At 67.0% G+C, this 16,428-nt stretch carries 15 protein-coding genes; 3 read left to right on the forward strand and 12 right to left on the reverse strand.

Annotated features, from left to right (window positions below; all coding sequences use genetic code 11):
* Position 1 precedes the first annotated feature (1 nt).
* From CVV68_RS23840 to CVV68_RS08600, 5 genes are all read right to left on the reverse strand, one after another.
* A complete protein-coding gene (locus CVV68_RS23840) occupies positions 2–172 on the reverse strand; it encodes a hypothetical protein (protein WP_211320764.1) in 171 nt (56 codons plus the stop codon).
* A gap of 238 nt (positions 173–410) precedes the next feature.
* The gene (gene paaZ / locus CVV68_RS08585) at positions 411–2,558 is read right to left on the reverse strand and encodes a phenylacetic acid degradation bifunctional protein PaaZ (RefSeq protein WP_110500582.1); all 2,148 of its coding nucleotides are present in this window, start codon (positions 2,556–2,558) and stop codon (positions 411–413) included.
* A gap of 58 nt (positions 2,559–2,616) precedes the next feature.
* Positions 2,617–3,507 (reverse strand): 3-hydroxyacyl-CoA dehydrogenase family protein, encoded by an 891-nt coding sequence (locus tag CVV68_RS08590; RefSeq protein ID WP_110500583.1) that lies wholly within the window; start codon positions 3,505–3,507, stop codon positions 2,617–2,619.
* Complete coding sequence (locus tag CVV68_RS08595; protein ID WP_110500584.1) at positions 3,504–4,328, reverse strand: enoyl-CoA hydratase/isomerase family protein; 825 nt, start codon at positions 4,326–4,328, stop codon at positions 3,504–3,506. The genes CVV68_RS08590 and CVV68_RS08595 overlap by 4 nt, the downstream gene beginning before the upstream one ends.
* Positions 4,328–5,557, reverse strand: coding sequence for an acetyl-CoA C-acyltransferase (locus CVV68_RS08600; RefSeq protein ID WP_110500585.1), 1,230 nt, complete (start codon positions 5,555–5,557; stop codon positions 4,328–4,330). The genes CVV68_RS08595 and CVV68_RS08600 overlap by 1 nt, the downstream gene beginning before the upstream one ends.
* A gap of 256 nt (positions 5,558–5,813) precedes the next feature.
* Here CVV68_RS08600 and CVV68_RS08605 point away from each other — a divergent pair, with 256 nt between their 5' ends.
* On the forward strand, positions 5,814–8,033 hold the full coding sequence (locus tag CVV68_RS08605; RefSeq protein ID WP_110500586.1) for a S9 family peptidase: 2,220 nt from the start codon (positions 5,814–5,816) through the stop codon (positions 8,031–8,033).
* A gap of 133 nt (positions 8,034–8,166) precedes the next feature.
* On the opposite strand, the gene CVV68_RS23440 is transcribed toward CVV68_RS08605, so the two are convergent.
* From CVV68_RS23440 to pta, 4 genes are all read right to left on the reverse strand, one after another.
* Positions 8,167–8,340 carry a hypothetical protein gene (locus CVV68_RS23440; protein WP_170133125.1) on the reverse strand — a complete coding sequence of 58 codons (174 nt, stop codon included), beginning with the start codon at positions 8,338–8,340 and terminating at the stop codon, positions 8,167–8,169.
* A 165-nt stretch (positions 8,341–8,505) separates the two neighbouring features.
* A complete protein-coding gene (locus CVV68_RS08610; RefSeq protein ID WP_110500587.1) occupies positions 8,506–9,090 on the reverse strand; it encodes a GNAT family N-acetyltransferase in 585 nt (194 codons plus the stop codon).
* Complete coding sequence (locus CVV68_RS08615; protein ID WP_110500588.1) at positions 9,083–10,222, reverse strand: acetate/propionate family kinase; 1,140 nt, start codon at positions 10,220–10,222, stop codon at positions 9,083–9,085. Before CVV68_RS08615 ends, CVV68_RS08610 begins: the two co-directional genes overlap by 8 nt.
* A complete protein-coding gene (pta, locus tag CVV68_RS08620; RefSeq protein ID WP_110500655.1) occupies positions 10,222–12,330 on the reverse strand; it encodes a phosphate acetyltransferase in 2,109 nt (702 codons plus the stop codon). The genes CVV68_RS08615 and pta overlap by 1 nt, the downstream gene beginning before the upstream one ends.
* 207 nt (positions 12,331–12,537) lie before the next feature.
* Here pta and CVV68_RS08625 point away from each other — a divergent pair, with 207 nt between their 5' ends.
* Together CVV68_RS08625 and CVV68_RS08630 are read left to right on the forward strand one after the other, a co-directional pair.
* Positions 12,538–13,272 (forward strand): hypothetical protein, encoded by a 735-nt coding sequence (locus CVV68_RS08625; RefSeq protein ID WP_110500589.1) that lies wholly within the window; start codon positions 12,538–12,540, stop codon positions 13,270–13,272.
* A gap of 241 nt (positions 13,273–13,513) precedes the next feature.
* Positions 13,514–14,425: a serine protein kinase RIO gene (locus tag CVV68_RS08630; protein WP_110500590.1), complete on the forward strand. Its 912-nt coding sequence runs from the start codon at positions 13,514–13,516 to the stop codon at positions 14,423–14,425.
* Positions 14,426–14,431: 6 nt separating this feature from the next.
* Here CVV68_RS08630 and CVV68_RS08635 read toward each other — a convergent pair whose 3' ends face one another.
* The 3 genes from CVV68_RS08635 to CVV68_RS08645 are packed head-to-tail and all read right to left on the reverse strand — an operon-like array spanning position 14,432 to position 16,395.
* On the reverse strand, positions 14,432–14,728 hold the full coding sequence (locus CVV68_RS08635; RefSeq protein ID WP_110500591.1) for a hypothetical protein: 297 nt from the start codon (positions 14,726–14,728) through the stop codon (positions 14,432–14,434).
* 10 nt (positions 14,729–14,738) lie between these two features.
* Positions 14,739–15,464: an ATP-binding cassette domain-containing protein gene (locus CVV68_RS08640; RefSeq protein WP_211320765.1), complete on the reverse strand. Its 726-nt coding sequence runs from the start codon at positions 15,462–15,464 to the stop codon at positions 14,739–14,741.
* Positions 15,361–16,395, reverse strand: a complete 1,035-nt coding sequence (locus tag CVV68_RS08645) for an ATP-binding cassette domain-containing protein (RefSeq protein ID WP_170133127.1) — start codon at positions 16,393–16,395, stop codon at positions 15,361–15,363. Before CVV68_RS08645 ends, CVV68_RS08640 begins: the two co-directional genes overlap by 104 nt.
* Positions 16,396–16,428: the final 33 nt, after the last annotated feature.

Raw genomic sequence — 16,428 nt, forward strand, 5'->3', positions numbered from 1 at the left:
GTCACGCGGCGTTCGGAGGCAGGACGATCTCAAGCACGTCGCCGAGAGCGTCCGTTTGCGATTCAAGGTCATGGTGCACGTGCGGAATGCCCCGCTTTCGCCGTGCGCCGGACTCGAGGGGAGTTTGGTACAGGGCGGGCCAAGCGTAAAACTCATCGGGAATCTGACGCATGCCAAAAGTGCCGGAAGTTCACGCGCCGGACTGACATGGGCATTGTGCGCATGCCGGTGACTGGCCCGGCACGGAACACCCGCCGCAGCCGGGCCCCGAATTGCGCCAGAAGGTCGAACTGGACATTTGAGCCTGATAGTTCAGGCTCAAATGTCCATTTCGACCTCCGCAGTCACGATGACCGCGACTACGCGTGTGGGTGGGGATCGATAGCCGGTGCTCGATCAGCGGCTGGCGGCTATTTGTAGAGAGTGTCCACCTTCTCCACGAGCGTGAGGACGTCGTAGGTGGCCACGATCTCGCCGTCTTGGTTGTGCAGGATCGCGTCCCAGCAGACCTCGCCGTATTCGTCGGTGACGCGCGGGGTGATTTTCTTGGCCGTCAGTGTGACCCGGATGGAATCTCCTGCCGCCACGGGCGTGATGAAGCGCAAAGATTCGAGCCCGTAGTTGGCCAGGACGGGGCCCGGCGCGGGCTCCACGAACAGCCCCGCGGCCCAGGACACCAGCAGGTAGCCGTGGGCAACGATGCCCGGGAAGAACGGGTTCTTTTCGGCAGCCGCCGCGTCGGTGTGGGCGTAGAAGGTGTCGCCGGTGGTCTGTGCAAACGCCGTGATGTCCTCCAGCGTCACCTGCCGCAGCCCGGACGCAAACGCGTCGCCGATGTGCAGCTCAGCCAGCGATTTCCGGAAAGGGTGGACGGCGCCTGCCACGGCCCCAAACTCCGGGTCGCCGGCGGCCACGCGGTCCGCACCCGTGTGCCACATGCCGGTCACGGCCGTGAGCATGTTGGGCGAGCCCTGGATGGCGGTGCGCTGCATGTGGTGCTTGACGGAGCGGATGCCGCCCAGCTCCTCGCCGCCCCCGGCCCGCCCCGGACCACCGTGCACCAGGTGCGGCACGGGCGAACCGTGGCCGGTGGAGGTGCGGGCGTCCTCGCGGTTGAGCACCAGTACGCGGCCGTGGTGCGCGGCAATGCCGGTGACCAGCTGGCGCGCAATGTCGGGATCGTTGGTGCACACGGTCGCCACGAGGGAGCCGGCCCCCAGCGCGGCGAGCCTGACCGCCTCGGTGACGTCCGTTCCCTGTCCGTCGAAGCCGGGGCGCGTGTCATACCCAATCACACTTGTGACGGGGCCAAACGCCTCCAAAGTGTGCACGGCCGGGGCTTCGGCGTCGGCCCAGCTCAGCAGCACCGGGGACATGAACGCACCGTCGGCGACGGCGGCCACGGACCCGTCCGCGCGTGTCACGCGGGGTGCGTCCAGGGTTCCCCAGGCCAGCTCGCCGCCGGCCGCGAGCATGGTCTCGACGGCGGAGCGGACGTCCGCGAGCTGCTCCAGCGAGGCGAGGGCGCCCATGGTGACGCCTTCGGCACGGGGATCGCCCACCACCACCCGTTCGCCGATGCGTGCGCCGATGCCATCGATGACGGCCTGGCGGAGCTCGTTGGGGACGATGGTGCGGCGGATGGATGTGCACTTTTGGCCGGCCTTGACCGTCATTTCGGTGACCACTGACTTGATGAACGCGTCGAATTCCGGCGTGCCGGGAACGGCATCCGGGCCCAGGATGGCCGCGTTCAGGGAGTCGGTTTCGGAGGTGAAGCGGACGCCGCCGTGGGCCACGTTCGGGTGGTTCTTCAGCAGGTTCGCCGTGCTGGCGGAGCCGGTGAAGGAGACCATGTCGCGGTAGTCAAGCTGGTCCACCAGGTCCCGGGCGGAGCCGGAAATCAGCTGCAGCGAACCGGCGGGCAGGACCCCGGACTCGACGATGGCCCGCACCGCGGCCTCGGCCAGGTAGCCGCTGGGCGTGGCCGGCTTGACGATGGTGGGCACGCCGGCAATGAAGGCCGGGGCGAACTTTTCCAGCATGCCCCAGACGGGGAAGTTGAAGGCATTGATCTGCACGGCCACGCCAGGGATGCGGGTGTAGATGTGCTCGGCAATGAAGGAGCCGTCCTTGCTCAGCACCTCCACCGGGCCGTCCACAATCACGTTGGCGTTGGGCAGTTCACGCCGGCCCTTGGAGGAAAACGTGAACAGCACACCAATGCCGCCGTCGATGTCCACCATGGAGTCGATCTTTGTGGCGCCGGTCCGGGCGGAGATGGCGTAGAGCTCCTGGCGCTGGTCGTTCAAGTAGGCAGCCAGCTCACGCAGTTTCAGCGCGCGCTCGTGGATGGTCAGTTTGCCAAGTTCGGCTTGCCCCACGGTGCGCGCATGGCCGACAGCGGCGGCCAGGTCCAGCCCCTCGGCCGAGACGCGGGCAAGCACCTCGCCGGTGCTGGCATCGCGGGCATCGGTGGCCCGCACGCCGTCGGCGGGAGTCCACCAGGCATCCTGGATGTAGCTGGGAACCGTTTCAATTGACGTTGCAATGGCCATGGCCGGCACGTCCTTTCAGTGTTGGTCTTGGTGCGGGCATTTCAGCCCGGTAAAGAAATTAGTTCCAGTCAAAGAATCCGCGGCCGCTCTTGCGTCCCAGTTCGCCGCGGGCCACCTTGTCGCGCAGGATTTGCGGTGGCGCGAAGCGCTCACCGAGCGTCTCCGCCAGGTATTCGGCAATGCCCAGGCGCACGTCCAGGCCCACGATGTCCGTGGTGCGCAGCGGTCCGGTGGGGTGTTTGTAGCCGAGCACCATGGCGGCGTCGATGTCCCCGGCGCTTGCCACGCCCTCCTCCACCATGCGCATGGCCTCCAGCGCAATCGCCACGCCAAGCCTGGAGGAGGCAAAGCCCGGTGCGTCGTTGACGACGACGGCGGTCTTGCCCAGCGCGGCCACCCAGCCTTGCGCCGTGGTCACCAGTGCGGGGCTCGTTTGCTTTGCGATGACAACCTCGATCAGCGTGGACGCCGGGACGGGGTTGAAGAAGTGCAGGCCGATGAAGTTTTCCGGTCGCTCCAGCTCCGCGGCGAGTCCCGTCATGGACAGCGAGGACGTGTTGGACGCCAGTGTCGCGGTGGGTCCCAGGTGCTTTTCCACGCCCTGCAGCGAGGAAACTTTCAGCTCCCAGATTTCCGGTACCGCCTCGACCACCAGCCCGCACCGGGCAAAGTCGGCGTAGTCGGTGGACACCTCCAGCCGGGCCAGAAATCCGTCTGGGTTGCCCGCCAGGCCGCGCTCCACCGACTTGGCCAGGGCGCCTTCCACGCGGGCCCGGGCGCCTGCGGCAGCGTCGCCGTCGCGCTCCACCACCAGCACCTCGCAGCCTGCCATAAGGAAGGCATGCGCAATCCCGGCGCCCATGCGGCCGCCGCCCAGAACACCCACGAACTGAGGGAGGGTTGGCAAAAAGGCACTCGAAGGTGAGGGAGCGTCGGGTGTGGGGGTCATTTCTTCTTCCTGTCCAGAAAGGCCTGCATGCGGTCAAACTTGGCGGGCGATTCAAATAATTCCGCCTGTGCCCGGTTGTCCGCCTCGGGGTGGGCCTCGCGCGGTTCATGGAACACGCGCTTGGTGGTCTGCACCGCCAACGAATCCTGGGCGCATATCTTGTCGGCCAGCTCCTGCGCGGCCGCGAGCAGTGCGGCGGACTCCAGCAGTTCAGTAATCAGCCCAACAGCGAGGCAGCCCTCACCGGTAAGGATCCGCCCGGCCAGCAGCATCTGCTTCGCCACCGGCTCGCCCACGAGTTCCTTCAGCCGCCAGGTGGCGCCGGCGGCGGCCATGATGCCCAGGGACGTTTCGGGCTGGCCCATGCGCAGCGCCCGGGTACCGATGCGGAAGTCGGCGGCGTAGGCCAGCTCGGCGCCGCCGCCCAGCGCGTACCCGTCCAGGGCGGCGATAACGGGCATGGGCAGCCTGGCAATGCGGTCAAACAATCCGGAGTTGATGCCGGCCAGTGCGTCGTCGCGGCGGCGTTCGCGCAGTTCGGCGATGTCCGCGCCGGAGGCGAAAATGCCCTTGGTCCCGGCGGCCTCGTCGCTGGGAATCCCGGACAGGATGAGAACCTTTGGCAATGCTTCGAGGTGCGCGCAGACGGAGTGCAGCTCATCCACCATCTGTGCGTCGATGGCGTTCCTGACCGCCGGCCGGTTGAGCTGGACAGCCACGCGGTCCACCCCCTCGGTGACCAGCAGTGTGGCGAATGCTGCGGGATCGAGGCGGGGGCCGGCGTCGTCCGTCAGGGGCCGCGGCAACAATGGATCTGCCATCAGATACGCTCCACGAGCAGTGCCGCGCCCTGGCCCACGCCCACGCACATCGTGGCCAGGCCCAGGCTGCCGGCGGACGCCTCGCGCTCCAGCCGGCCCAGCAGCGTGACCACGATCCGCGAGCCGGAGGAGCCAAGCGGGTGGCCCAGTGCGATGGCGCCGCCGCAATTGTTGACTGTGCCGGCGTCCAGGCCGAGCTCGCGCATGCTGGCCAAGGACTGGGACGCAAATGCCTCATTAAGTTCGACGGCGCCGAGTTGGCCCACGCTGATGCTCTGCCGTTCGAGGATCTTGCGGCTGGCGGCGACCGGTCCCATGCCCATGATTTCCGGGGCCAGCCCGGCGGAGGCACCGTCCAGAATGCGCCCGCGCGGGGTGAGCCCGTACTTTTTGATGGCGCGTTCGGAGGCGACGATGATGGCGGAGGCACCGTCGTTCAGGGTGGACGCATTGCCGGCGGTGACGACGGAACCGCCCTTGACCACGGGGCGCAGGCCGGCCAGGACTGACGCGGTGGTGCTGGGGCGGGGGCCCTCGTCGGTGTCCACCACGGTGTCGCCCTTGCGCCCGTGCACGGTGACGGGCACGATCTCTTCCGTGAAGTGCCCGGCCGCGATCGCCTTCAGCGCGAGTTCGTGGGAGCGGACGGCGAAGGCGTCGCAGTCTTCGCGCGAGGTGTTGTAGCGGCGGGCCACTTCCTCGGCGGTTTCCGGCATGGAGAACGTCATTTTGCCGTCACGGGAGAGCTCGCCGGAGAGGAAATTGGGGTTCGTGAAGCGCCAGCCGATCGACGTGTCGAAAGTGGCGCCCGGCTTGGCGAAGGCCTTCTCCGGCTTGGCCATGACCCACGGGGCACGGGACATCGACTCGACACCGCCGGCCACCACGATGTCTGCCGCCCCAGCCTTGACCATGTGGCTGGCCATGGTGATGGCGCTCATGCCGGAGGCGCACAGCCGGTTCACGGTGATGCCGGGGACGGTGTCCGGGAAGCCGGCCAGCAGCCACGCCATGCGGGCAACATTGCGGTTTTCCTCGCCTGCGCCGTTGGCATTGCCGAAAATGACCTCGTCCACGTCGGCGGGGTCAATGCCGTTTTTGGTGATGAGCTCCTTGATGGTCAGCGCCGCAAGGTTGTCGGGGCGCACGCTGGACAGGGCACCGCCGTAGCGGCCAACCGGCGTCCGGACGCCGCCCACCAGGAATGCCTGCGGTGTTTCTGTGGCCATGAAAGGTACCCTTCGAGCGTGCTGTGCGGCGCGGCTTCGCTGCCGCCAAGGTCCCGGCCGCCAATTTACCGACCGTTCGTTCTATAAATATTCCATGTGATGGGGCGCACGGTCAACCGCCCACGCAACTGTGACGCAGAAGATGCTGAATTTCCGCGGGAAATTAGCCACAACCGCGTCACAGCTGGGGAGGGAGGCGCTCCGCTGTCGGCATACATGCCCTTGCGCCAGGGCCGCCCTCGCTACAGTGGGTTTCATGACGATCCCCGACGCCGCATCCACACCGCCTCCCACCGAAACAGCCCCGGCTGCCCCGCCCGTGGCCAAAAAGGTGCCCGTAGATCGGACCCACCACGGCGACACGTTCACGGACAACTACGAATGGCTGCGCGAGAAGGAAAACCCGGACGTGGTGGAGCTCCTGAACGCGGAGCAGGCCTACACGGATGCCGTCACGGCGGACCAGGAACAGCTCCGGACGGACATTTTCAACGAGATCAAGAACCGCACGCAGGAAACCGACCTGTCCGTGCCGAGCCGCAAGGACGGCTGGTGGTACTACTCCCGCATGGTCGAGGGGAGCGCCTACGCCATCCAGTGCCGGGTGAAGGCTGACGGCGACGGCAGCGACGTCGGGGACTGGACTCCCCCGGTGGTCGAGCCGGGCGTGGACGTGCCCGGCGAACAGATCCTGTTGGACGGAAACGCGGAGGCCGAGGGCCAGCCGTTCTTCTCCCTGGGCGGCGCAGCCGTCACGCGCGACGGAAACCTCTATGCCTATGGAGCGGACTTCGCCGGCGATGAGCTGTTCACGGTACGGATCAAGGACCTGCGCACCGGCGAACTGCTGCCGGACACCATTGAGAAGGCGTTCTACGGCCTGACCTTCTCTCCCGATGGCACCACCTTGTACTACATGGTGGCTGACGATTCCTGGCGCCCGTACCAGGTGAAAACCCACGTGCTGGGGACGCCGGTGGAGCAGGATGAAGTCCTCTATCAGGAAGACGACGTCGCCATGTGGACGGGCTTTGGCCTGACCGCCGACCGCCGCCACCTGGCCATCAGCATCGGCTGCTCCGAGTTCAGCGAAACCCGTCTCCTCAACTTCGATTCCCCCGAAAGGGGCCCGCAGGTCCTGATCCCGCGCAGCGAGCAGATCTTGTACGACGCCGAGCCCTTCCTCCTTGAGGGCGTCGAAAAGGTGCTGCTCACCCATGACCGTGACGCTGCCAACTCCATGATTTCCCTGGTCGACGGCGTCGAATTCACCAAGCCGCTGGCCGCCCAGGAATGGGCCACCGTCATTGCCCATGACGATGCGGTGCGCATCAACGGCGCCACGGTCACGGCCACCCACATGGTGGTTTCGCTGCGCAAGGACACCATCGAGCGTATCCAGGTGACCGCGCTGGAAGGACTGGGAACCGTGAAGCAGGCGGCCGGCGTCGAGCCTGTCTTCGGCGAGGAGCTGTACACGGCATCCATGGGCGGTACGGAGTTCGAGTCCCCCGTGATCCGCCTGGTCTACACCTCCGACTTCACGCCCCCGCGCGTCTATGACTTTGTTTTGCCCACGGCCGTGTCGCCGGCAGGCTCCGGCGGCGGCGAACTGCTGCTGCGCAAGGAGACCCCGGTGTTGGGCGGCTACCGTTCCGAGGACTACGTGGCGCAGCGCGAGTGGGCCGTGGCCGGTGACGGCACCAAGGTTCCGCTGTCCGTGCTGCGCCGGGCGGACCTGGCCCGGGACGGCTCCAATGCCGGTGTGGTGTACGGCTACGGGTCCTACGAGGTCAGCATGGATCCCGGCTTTGGCGTGCCGCGGCTTTCGCTGCTGGACCGCGGCGTGGTGTTCGTCATTGCGCACGTGCGCGGCGGCGGCGAGATGGGCCGGCACTGGTACGAGGACGGCAAGAAGCTGAACAAGAGGAACACCTTCAGTGACTTTGTGGCGGCCACCGACTGGCTGGCGCAGTCCGGCTGGGTGGACCCGGCGCGGATCGGCGCGATGGGCGGCTCGGCCGGCGGGCTGTTGATGGGCGCCGTGGCGAACCTGGCGCCGGAAAAGTACGCGGCCATTGTGGCGCAGGTGCCGTTCGTGGACGCCCTGACCACCATCTTGGACCCGGAACTGCCGCTGTCGGCCCTGGAGTGGGAGGAGTGGGGCAACCCGATCACCGACCCCGAGGTGTACAGTTACATGAAGTCCTACACCCCGTATGAGAACGTGCGGGCCGTTGCCTACCCGAAGATCGCGGCCGTCACCAGCTTCAACGACACCCGCGTGCTGTATGTGGAGCCGGCCAAATGGGTTCAGGTGCTCCGCGCCACCTCAACCGGGTCCGAGCCGATTGTACTCAAGATCGAAATGGACGGCGGGCACGGTGGCGCCTCCGGCCGGTACGAAGGCTGGAAGACCCGCGCCTGGGACTACGCGTTCCTGGCCGACGCCATTGGGGCCACCACGCTGCGATAGCCCCAAGGCCGGAAACGAATAATGACACCGATCCCGCTTTTCGCTACAGCGATCGCTGTGTCCGAAAGCGGGATCGGTGTCATTATTCGTCCGCGCGACCGGCGTTGCTGCCCGCAGCATTGCGCCCGGGAGCTTAGCGGTTCAGGCTGACGGTAAAGGTGTTGGGCCCGCTGCAGGTGACCGCGATGCTGTGCTTGGGGGCGTTGGCGCGGGTGGAAAGATCGTGGACGGCTGCATCCAGCGTGTGGTCCATGGCAGACCGGTCCCAGATTTTCAGTGTTACGGAGTCAGTGGATTCGAACGTCATTATTCGGTGCCTCATTCATTTCAACCATTGCCGTCGCGTCGTTGCGAAAGCAGGAACGGGTCAACCCCGTCCTTTTCATCATGCCCGCCCGGCCTCGCCGTCTCAAGCGGATCTCCATTCATTGCGCGTGAGTCTCATCACAGCGCTTTCAGCGGCTGCCCGTGATCAGGCCCCGCCGGCTGCCGGCGGCTTGCGCACCACCGCGTATATGGCTTCCGAGGTCCATTCACCTTTGAGGTACATGTTGTCCCGCAGCACGCCTTCGCGCCGCATGCCGAGCCGTTCACAGATGGCCGCGGAGGCGCTGTTGCGGGCATCCAGGCGCGCCTCCACCCGGTGGAAGCCGAAACCGTCCATGGCCAGCTCGAGCACGGACCGGGCTGCCTCCGTGGCAATACCCAGCCCTTGTGCCTGGGGCGCCAGCGTCCAGCCGATCTCGCCGACGCGCTCGGGCGAAACGCCGTCCCCCGACGTTCCGCCGGCGCTCCACTTCAACGCGATCTCCCCCACGAGCCCCGGCGCACCGGCCCGCTCGATCGCAAAACTGGCCCAATGGCCTTCCTGTTCAAATGGCGCATCAACATACATGGCGATCCGCCCCATGCATTCGGTGTAGCTGCGGGCCTCGTTGAGCAGGTACCGGGCCGTTGCAGGAAGCTGCTGGTAGGCGTAGTACGCGTCCAGGTCGCCCGCGGCGAACCGGCGCAGCACCAGCCGCTCGGTCGTCAGCGGGTAGGGAATTTCAACCATGAATCGAGTTTACAACGGCTGCCGTGGCCTCCGCGATGGCCCGCTCCTCATCCGTGGGCACCACCAATACGGGGATCGCTGAATCCGGGGCGCTGATCACCCTGGGCGAACCGGAACGCAAACGGTTCGCTTCGACGTCGAGCTTCAGGCCCAGGGCTCCCAGCCGCCCCACAACCTGCGCACGGAATACCGAAGAATTCTCGCCAATGCCGGCTGTGAACACGAGCGCCTGCGCGCCGCCCACGGCCACGTGGTAGCCGCCAATGTACTTCGCCAGCCGGTAGGACGTGACCGCAAGCGCCGTCTGCGCCCGCTGGTCCCCCGCCTCGGCGGCGTCCACAATGGCGCGCATGTCGTTGTTTCCGGCGAGCGCCTTGAGCCCGGATTCGCGGTTGAGCATCGTGTCGATCTCGTCTGCGGACAGCCCCTGGCGCTGGAGGTAAATGAGGATGGACGGGTCCAGGTCGCCGCTGCGGGTGCCCATGACGAGCCCCTCCAGCGGCGTGAACCCCATGGACGTGTCCACGCTGGCGCCGCCCTGGATGGCTGTGAGCGAGACACCGTTGCCCAGGTGCGCCACGACGGCGTTGAACTGCTCCAGCGGGATGCCCAGCAGTTCCGCGGCCCGGCCCGTGACAAATTCGTGCGAGGTCCCGTGAAAGCCGTAGCGGCGGATCCCGTACTGGCGGTACAGCGAATCCGGCACCGCATACCGCCACGCGTGCTCCGGCAGCGTGCGGTGGAAGGCGGTGTCAAACACGGCCACCTGCGGCAGCTCCGGCCACTTCGCCGTGATGGCGCGGATCCCGAGCACATTGGCGGGGTTGTGCAGCGGTGCCAGCGGGTTCAGCCGTTCGATGGCGCGCGTGATCTCATTGTTGATGAGCACCGGCTCGCCAAAGCGCTCCCCGCCATGCACCACCCGGTGTCCGACGGCGTCCAGCGGCTTACCGGCCAGCACGCCTTCCAGCTCGGCCTCCACCTGGTCCATGGCCTCCCCGTGGTCCGCCGGCCCGCCCGCACCCTCGCCAATGCGCTCAATCAACCCGTTCGCCCCGACCTGATTACTGGTGGTGTCGCGCACCTGGTACTTCAGCGAGGAGGAGCCGGAGTTGATGACGAGCACACGCATTAGGATTCCTTCGTTTCGGTGGAATTGCTGGAATCCAGGGCTGCCTGGGCCTGTATGGCGGTGATGGCCACGGTGTTCACAATGTCCTCCACGGTGCAGCCGCGGGAGAGATCGTTGATGGGCTTGCGCAGGCCCTGCAGGACCGGGCCCACGGCCACGGCGCCCGCGGACTGCTGCACGGCCTTGTAGGTGTTGTTGCCGGTGTTCAGGTCGGGAAAAATAAATACGGTGGCCTGCCCGGCCACCTCCGAGGCCGGCAGTTTGGACGCTGCGATCGTGGCGTCCACGGCGGCGTCGTACTGGATGGGGCCTTCGATGGCGAGGTCGGGGCGGGCGGCGCGCGCCAGCCCGGTGGCGCGGCGCACCTCGTCCACCGCGGCGCCGGAGCCGGAGCCGCCGGTGGAGTAGGAAAGCATGGCGATGCGCGGCTCCACCCCAAACTGGGCTGCTGTCTCCGCCGAGGCAATGGCGATGTCGGCCAGTTGTTCCTCGTTGGGTTCGGGGTTGACGGCACAGTCACCGTAGACGAGCACCCGGTCCGCGAGCAGCATCAGGAACACGGAGGAGACAATCCGCACGCCGTCGCGGGTTTTCACGAACTCCAGCGCGGGGCGGATGGTGTTTGCCGTGGTGTGCGCGGCACCGGAGACCATGCCGTCCACGAGGCCCAGCTGGACCATCATGGTGCCAAAGTAGGAGCCGTCCGTCATGACTTCGCGCGCCCGGGCCAGGTCCACGCCCTTGTGCGCGCGCAGCCGCTGGTACTCCAGGGCGAAGCTTTCACGCAGTTCCGATGTCTCCGGGTCCACGATCGCCACGCCGTTCAGGTCCACGCCGTGCGCCGCTGCCAGTTCTCCGATTGCCTGTGGCTTGCCCAGCAGGGTCAGGTCACACACGTCACGCCGGTGCAGGATTTCGGCCGCCTGCAGCACGCGCACGTCGCTGCCCTCGGGCAGGACGATGTGCTTGCGGTCACCGCGGGCCCGCTCAATCAAGTCGTGCAGGAAGCGCAGCGGCGTCATGGTGGCCGGACGCGGCAGCGACACCCGCTCCAGCAGTTCGGCTTCGTCCACGCTGCGCGACCAGGCGCCCATGGCGGCCGCCACCTTGCGGCGCTGCCCGGAATGGATCTCGCTGCGCACCTCGCTGACGGCCCGGGCGACACTGAACGTGTCATCCGGGGAGGCAAAAACGGGGAAAGGTGCATGAGCCAGGATGGGCAGCACGTTCGGGTCAGGTGCCAGGCCCCCCGTGAGGATCATGCCGCAGGGCACCGGGAATTCTGGCGAGAACGCGGAGGCCAGCGACGCCACCATGACGTCGGCCCGGTCGCCGGGAACAATGACCAGGTCATTGGCGTCGAGCAGGTGCAGGAAGTTGCCTACGGTCATCGCCGCGACCTTGATGGCGTGCACGTCGCGTTCCAGCTCCGGGCTGCCGGCGATCTGCCGCAGTTTCAGGGCCTTGGCCACCTCATCCACGGTGGGCCTGGAGATCTCGGCGATTTCCGGGATGACATAGACGGGGCGGCTGCTGGCCCCGGGGCGCACGGCCGCCTTGATCGCGTCCACCGTGCCGGGGTCCGCGCGGTTCACCATCATGGCCAGCAGCGAGCAGTTCGCCGCCACCAGTTCCTTGCGGGCCACATCCACGGCGTCGGCGGCCTCATCGGCGGTGAGGCCGCGGGCGCCGATCACGGCGAGCATGGGCAGTCCCAGGTTGTTGGCGAGCCTGGCGTTGAGGTCGAATTCCACGGCCGCGTCCTGGCCGGTGAGGTCGGTGCCTTCCACAATGACGACGTCGCACTTCTTGGCGATTTCGCTGTAAATATCCACGCAGCGTGAGTCGATCTCCGCGCGCTTCCCGGCCGCGAGCAGCGCCCGGGCCCCGGCGCCCGTCAGGCCAGCGCGGCACACCTCCGGCGCGAGCTTGTACATACGCCGGAACATGGTGACGGTCGGGTCAAGTTCGGGGTCCGTGCCTGCGGTGATGGGCCGAAAAAAGCCAATCCTGTCCGCGTGCCGGTGCAGGGCGTCGGCCAGGCCCAGCGACACCAGCGTCTTTCCGGAGCCGGGGGTGGTGGCACTGACATAAATTCCACGGGACATGGGGAACCGCCTTTCGTCCGTCTCCCCCAATCCAAACACGCCCGGCCCGGCAACGGCGCGAAAAGCGGCCGGAATCACCCGGGCCGGGAACCCTGGGTTGGTGTTTTCGCACGTCCGGATGGACGACGCCGTTCCCCGCCTTGGGCCTGTGCCGTGCCGACATTTCAGCCGCCCCGGCGGACGAACGAATCCGCGTAGGGTTGGAGCATGGACGGAATCGGCGACATCTTGTTTGGCCCCATTTACAGTGCCCCGCAGGCCCTGTCCCTGGGCTTGCGAATTCTGGGCGTGCTGATCATGTGCGCCGCCCTGGTGTTCCTGGGCCGGCGGAGCGAGCTTGGCTGGTGGCTGGTGATTGCGTCCTTCGCGATGTCCCTGCTGTCCGGGATGCTCAGTCTTCCGTTCGGATTTCTTTCGTCCCCTCTGGGCGTGGTGCTGTACATTGTGGGCTCGTGGATCCCGCTGCTCGTGGGCGCGGCCGTTGCCTGGTACGGGCTGCTGTGTTTCAGGAGGGCGGCCGTGGCCGGGCCCATGGTCCGTGACCTTTACCTGCGGAACTTCCACGCTACGGACGCTGCGGCGCCGCTGGTGGTTGCCGTGGTTTTTGCCGCCGCCGGCCTGATCCCGGCGATGGTTCTCAATTCCGGCAGCCCGGGTGCCTACGGTTCCGGCCCGGGACTCTCGATTCCGTTGGCCCCGCTCTTCCTCAGCGGCTTCCTTCAGGGGTTTCTCCCGGCCGGACTCGTGGGGCTGGCGCACCGCTCCCGCTGGGCCTGGCTGTTGATCGCCGCCTCCGCCGTGTTCGCTATGGCCGGGATCGCCTTGTCCGCGCGGGGCTCCGTGCTGATCTTCCTGTTCATGGCCCAGGCGGCACTGGCCCTATACGGCTTTGTGGCGTGGGGCCGGCTGCGCCGCGACAGCGCCGTTAAAGCGGGCGCGTAGCCGTGCGGGCGCGTAGCCGTGCGGGCGCGTAGCCGTGCGGGCGCGGGCCGTGTGGGACAAGGTGCCCGTCCATGCTGCCCCGCGCCACAATTTTCGTTGACACGCAGCTCCCGGGCGTGGTCAGATTGTGTTGATTCACAGACGTGCCCGCTTTTCGACCCTAAGGAGGACCCCATGAATGTTCGTGCAGCAGTTCGCGCCCAAAACATCAGCTTGTCCTTCCACAGGAGTCGATTCACCCATGAAGTTTTCTGCTGACCAACAGCACTTCGAAGCACCGTCTTTTTCACCCATTAAAACGCGCCGTGGTACTGCCCCGCGCGGCGTTTTCGATCCCGATCCCCGCCCGGCTGACTGGAACGTCCTCGACGATTCCCTCGCTGACAACCAGCGCTGGTCCACGTGGCCGGACCTGGAAAAGCTAATGCGCGGCCCGGCGCCCTATCCGGACTTTGTCATCGAGGACGCGGGGGCCATCGATACCGACCTCGGCGTGCTGAAGACCGGCAAGGAGGCCGACGTGTTCCTCGTGGAGCGCGCCACTGAAAGCCGAAGCGCCATACTCGCCGCCAAGCGGTACCGGTCCTCGGACCAGCGCCTCTTCCACCGCTCCTCCGCCTACACGGAGGGCCGGTCCGTGCGGCGCTCCCGCGACGCCCGCGCCATCAAGGGCGGAAGCACGTACGGCCGCGCGGTGGAGGCCGCACGCTGGGCCGACGCCGAATGGACGTACCTGCGCATGGCACGCGAATTTGGCATCCCCGTGCCCTATCCGGTGCAGATTTCCGGGACCGAGATCATGATGGAATTCATTGAGGACCCCGACAATCCCGGTGTTGCCGCACCCCGTCTGCAGGCCACCCATCCAGGGCCGGCGAAGCTGCAGAACTACTGGGAACAGGTGGTGGAAGCCATGGCGGCGTTTGCGCGCATGGGGTTTGCCCATGGGGACCTGTCACCGTACAACGTGCTGGCCGCCGGCGACCGCCTGGTGGTCATCGACCTGCCCCAGCTGGTGGACCTGGCCGGTAACCTGCAGGCCGCGGACCTCCTGGCCCGGGACTGCCGGAACATGTGCGCCTGGTTCACTTCCCGCGGTTTGGAGGTCGACGGCGGCGCCCTCCTGGGCGAGCTCCTCGCCGCCGCGTGGTGACAGCGATCAGCGAACGGGCCGGACCCTGCCGGGGAGGAAGGGAAGCCAGGGCGCCGAATAGACCAGCGGTGCTAAGGCGCCCGGCTCAACACTAAAGTTCACTTCTCCGTACTTCCACCACCGGTTGAAAAGGAAAATGTTCACCGTCGCGGTGTCGTCGCCGGGAACTTTCCAGTTCCTGGTCCCCCACTGGGCTGGCTGTCCCACACCATTGACGACGACGGTCGGCCTGGGGAACCAGCCCAGCCACGGCTTGCGCAGGGTCAGCTCAAAACGGCGGGTGGTGCTTGTCGGCTCGATCACACGCTTCAGCCTAGTAGTTGTTGAGCCGGCGCAGCTCCCAGCGGCGCTCCGGGGCCAGTTCAGCCAGGAATGCGTCGTCGTGGCTGGAGACAATGAGCGCGCCTTCGTAATCGCCGAGCGCGGAGACCAGCTGTTCTGTCGACGCAAGGTCCAAGTTGTTGGTGGGCTCGTCCAGGAACAACAACTGCGGCGCCGGCCGGGCCAGCAGGATGCGGGCCAAGGCAACCCGAAAGCGTTCGCCGCCGGACAGCTCCCCCACGGCCTGGTTGACCAGATTCCCGCGGAAGTGGAAGCGGGCCAGCTGCTCGCGCACTGACGCCAACGCCGCTTCCGGTGCCCCGCGCCGGACGTTGTCGACAACGGAGAGGGCGTCGTCAAGGCCCTCCCAGGACTCCCGGCCGGAACCAATCCGCTGCCGCAAATACCCCGCCGGCACGGTTGCCAGCGGCCGCAGCGCATTGAGCAGCGTTGTCTTGCCGACCCCATTTGGACCAGTAAGCGACACGCGTTCCGGGTCCCGCAACACGAGGCGAGAATCAGAAGTAACGGGCGCCCCGGCGTCGTACATTTCACCCAGAATTACCACGCTGCCGGGCGCATCCAATACTGTCCGGCCCCAGGGAACCGCGGTGTCAGGCAGTTCGATCCGGATGCGGGAATCGGCGGGGAAGGCGTCGCGGGCATCCGACAGGGCCGCGGCCGCCTCGCCCTCGCGGTCCCCCACGGTGCCGCGCATCTTTTTCGGCGGATTCCTGGGCCCGCTTGCGCAACTCGTTGGCCAGGATTTTGGGCATCGAGCCGGCGGCCTTCCGGCCCTGCCTGGCACGGCGGGCAATCTTCGTCTCGGCCTCGATTCGCTGGCGCTTCTCCAACGCGAGCCTGGCACCGGCGTCGCGCACCATCCGCTCGGCGGTTTCACGTTCGTCGTCCAATTCGGAAACATAGCTGTCCCAGTTGCCGCCGTGCCGGATGAGTTGCACACGTTCCCCGGCCCAGGCGCGGCTGCGGACTGGGCGAAGTTCGGCGATCGCGTCCACGCGTTCCAGCAGGGAGCGGTCGTGCGTGGCCACCACCAGGGTGCCGCGCCACCGCTCCACCGACTGGTACAGCCGGTTCCGCGCGGTCCGGTCCAGGTTGTTGGTGGGCTCGTCAAGCAGCGTGATGGGCCGGCCCGCCAGTTCCAGACCGGCCAGTGCGGCAACCATGGCCTCGCCACCAGACAGCGTGTCAACGGTCCGGTCCAGGAACTCGGGGCCTGTGGCAGGCAGTCCGTAGCTGGCCAGCATGGCAACGGAACGTTCCTCAAGATCCAAGTCGTCGCCGATAAGTTCCAGGTTCTCGGCCATGGCGTCCTCCTGCCCGGCCAGGACAGCGGCCAGGGCGCGCCGCTTGTCCGTCAGGCCAAGCAGCCCGGCGACGGTCCGGTCCGTGCGCAGGGTCAGCCTTTGGGGCAGGTAGGCGACGGTCGACGACGTGACCACAGTGCCGCCGTCGGGCTTCCGTTCTCCTGCGATCAGTCGCAGCAACGCCGTCTTGCCCATGCCGTTGGGCCCGACCAGTCCGGTGCGGCCCGCCGTGAATGCGGTGGTGAGGTCGGTGTGGGCAGGGGTGCCGTCAGCCCAGGAAAAAGTGGCGTGGGACAGCGTAATGGGATGGGTATTCTGCATGGGTCTCCTCGAAGCGTGTGCGCCGGGAGCCGC

The sequence above is a fragment of the Arthrobacter livingstonensis genome, assembly GCF_003219815.1.
Lineage (GTDB): Bacteria > Actinomycetota > Actinomycetes > Actinomycetales > Micrococcaceae > Specibacter > Specibacter livingstonensis.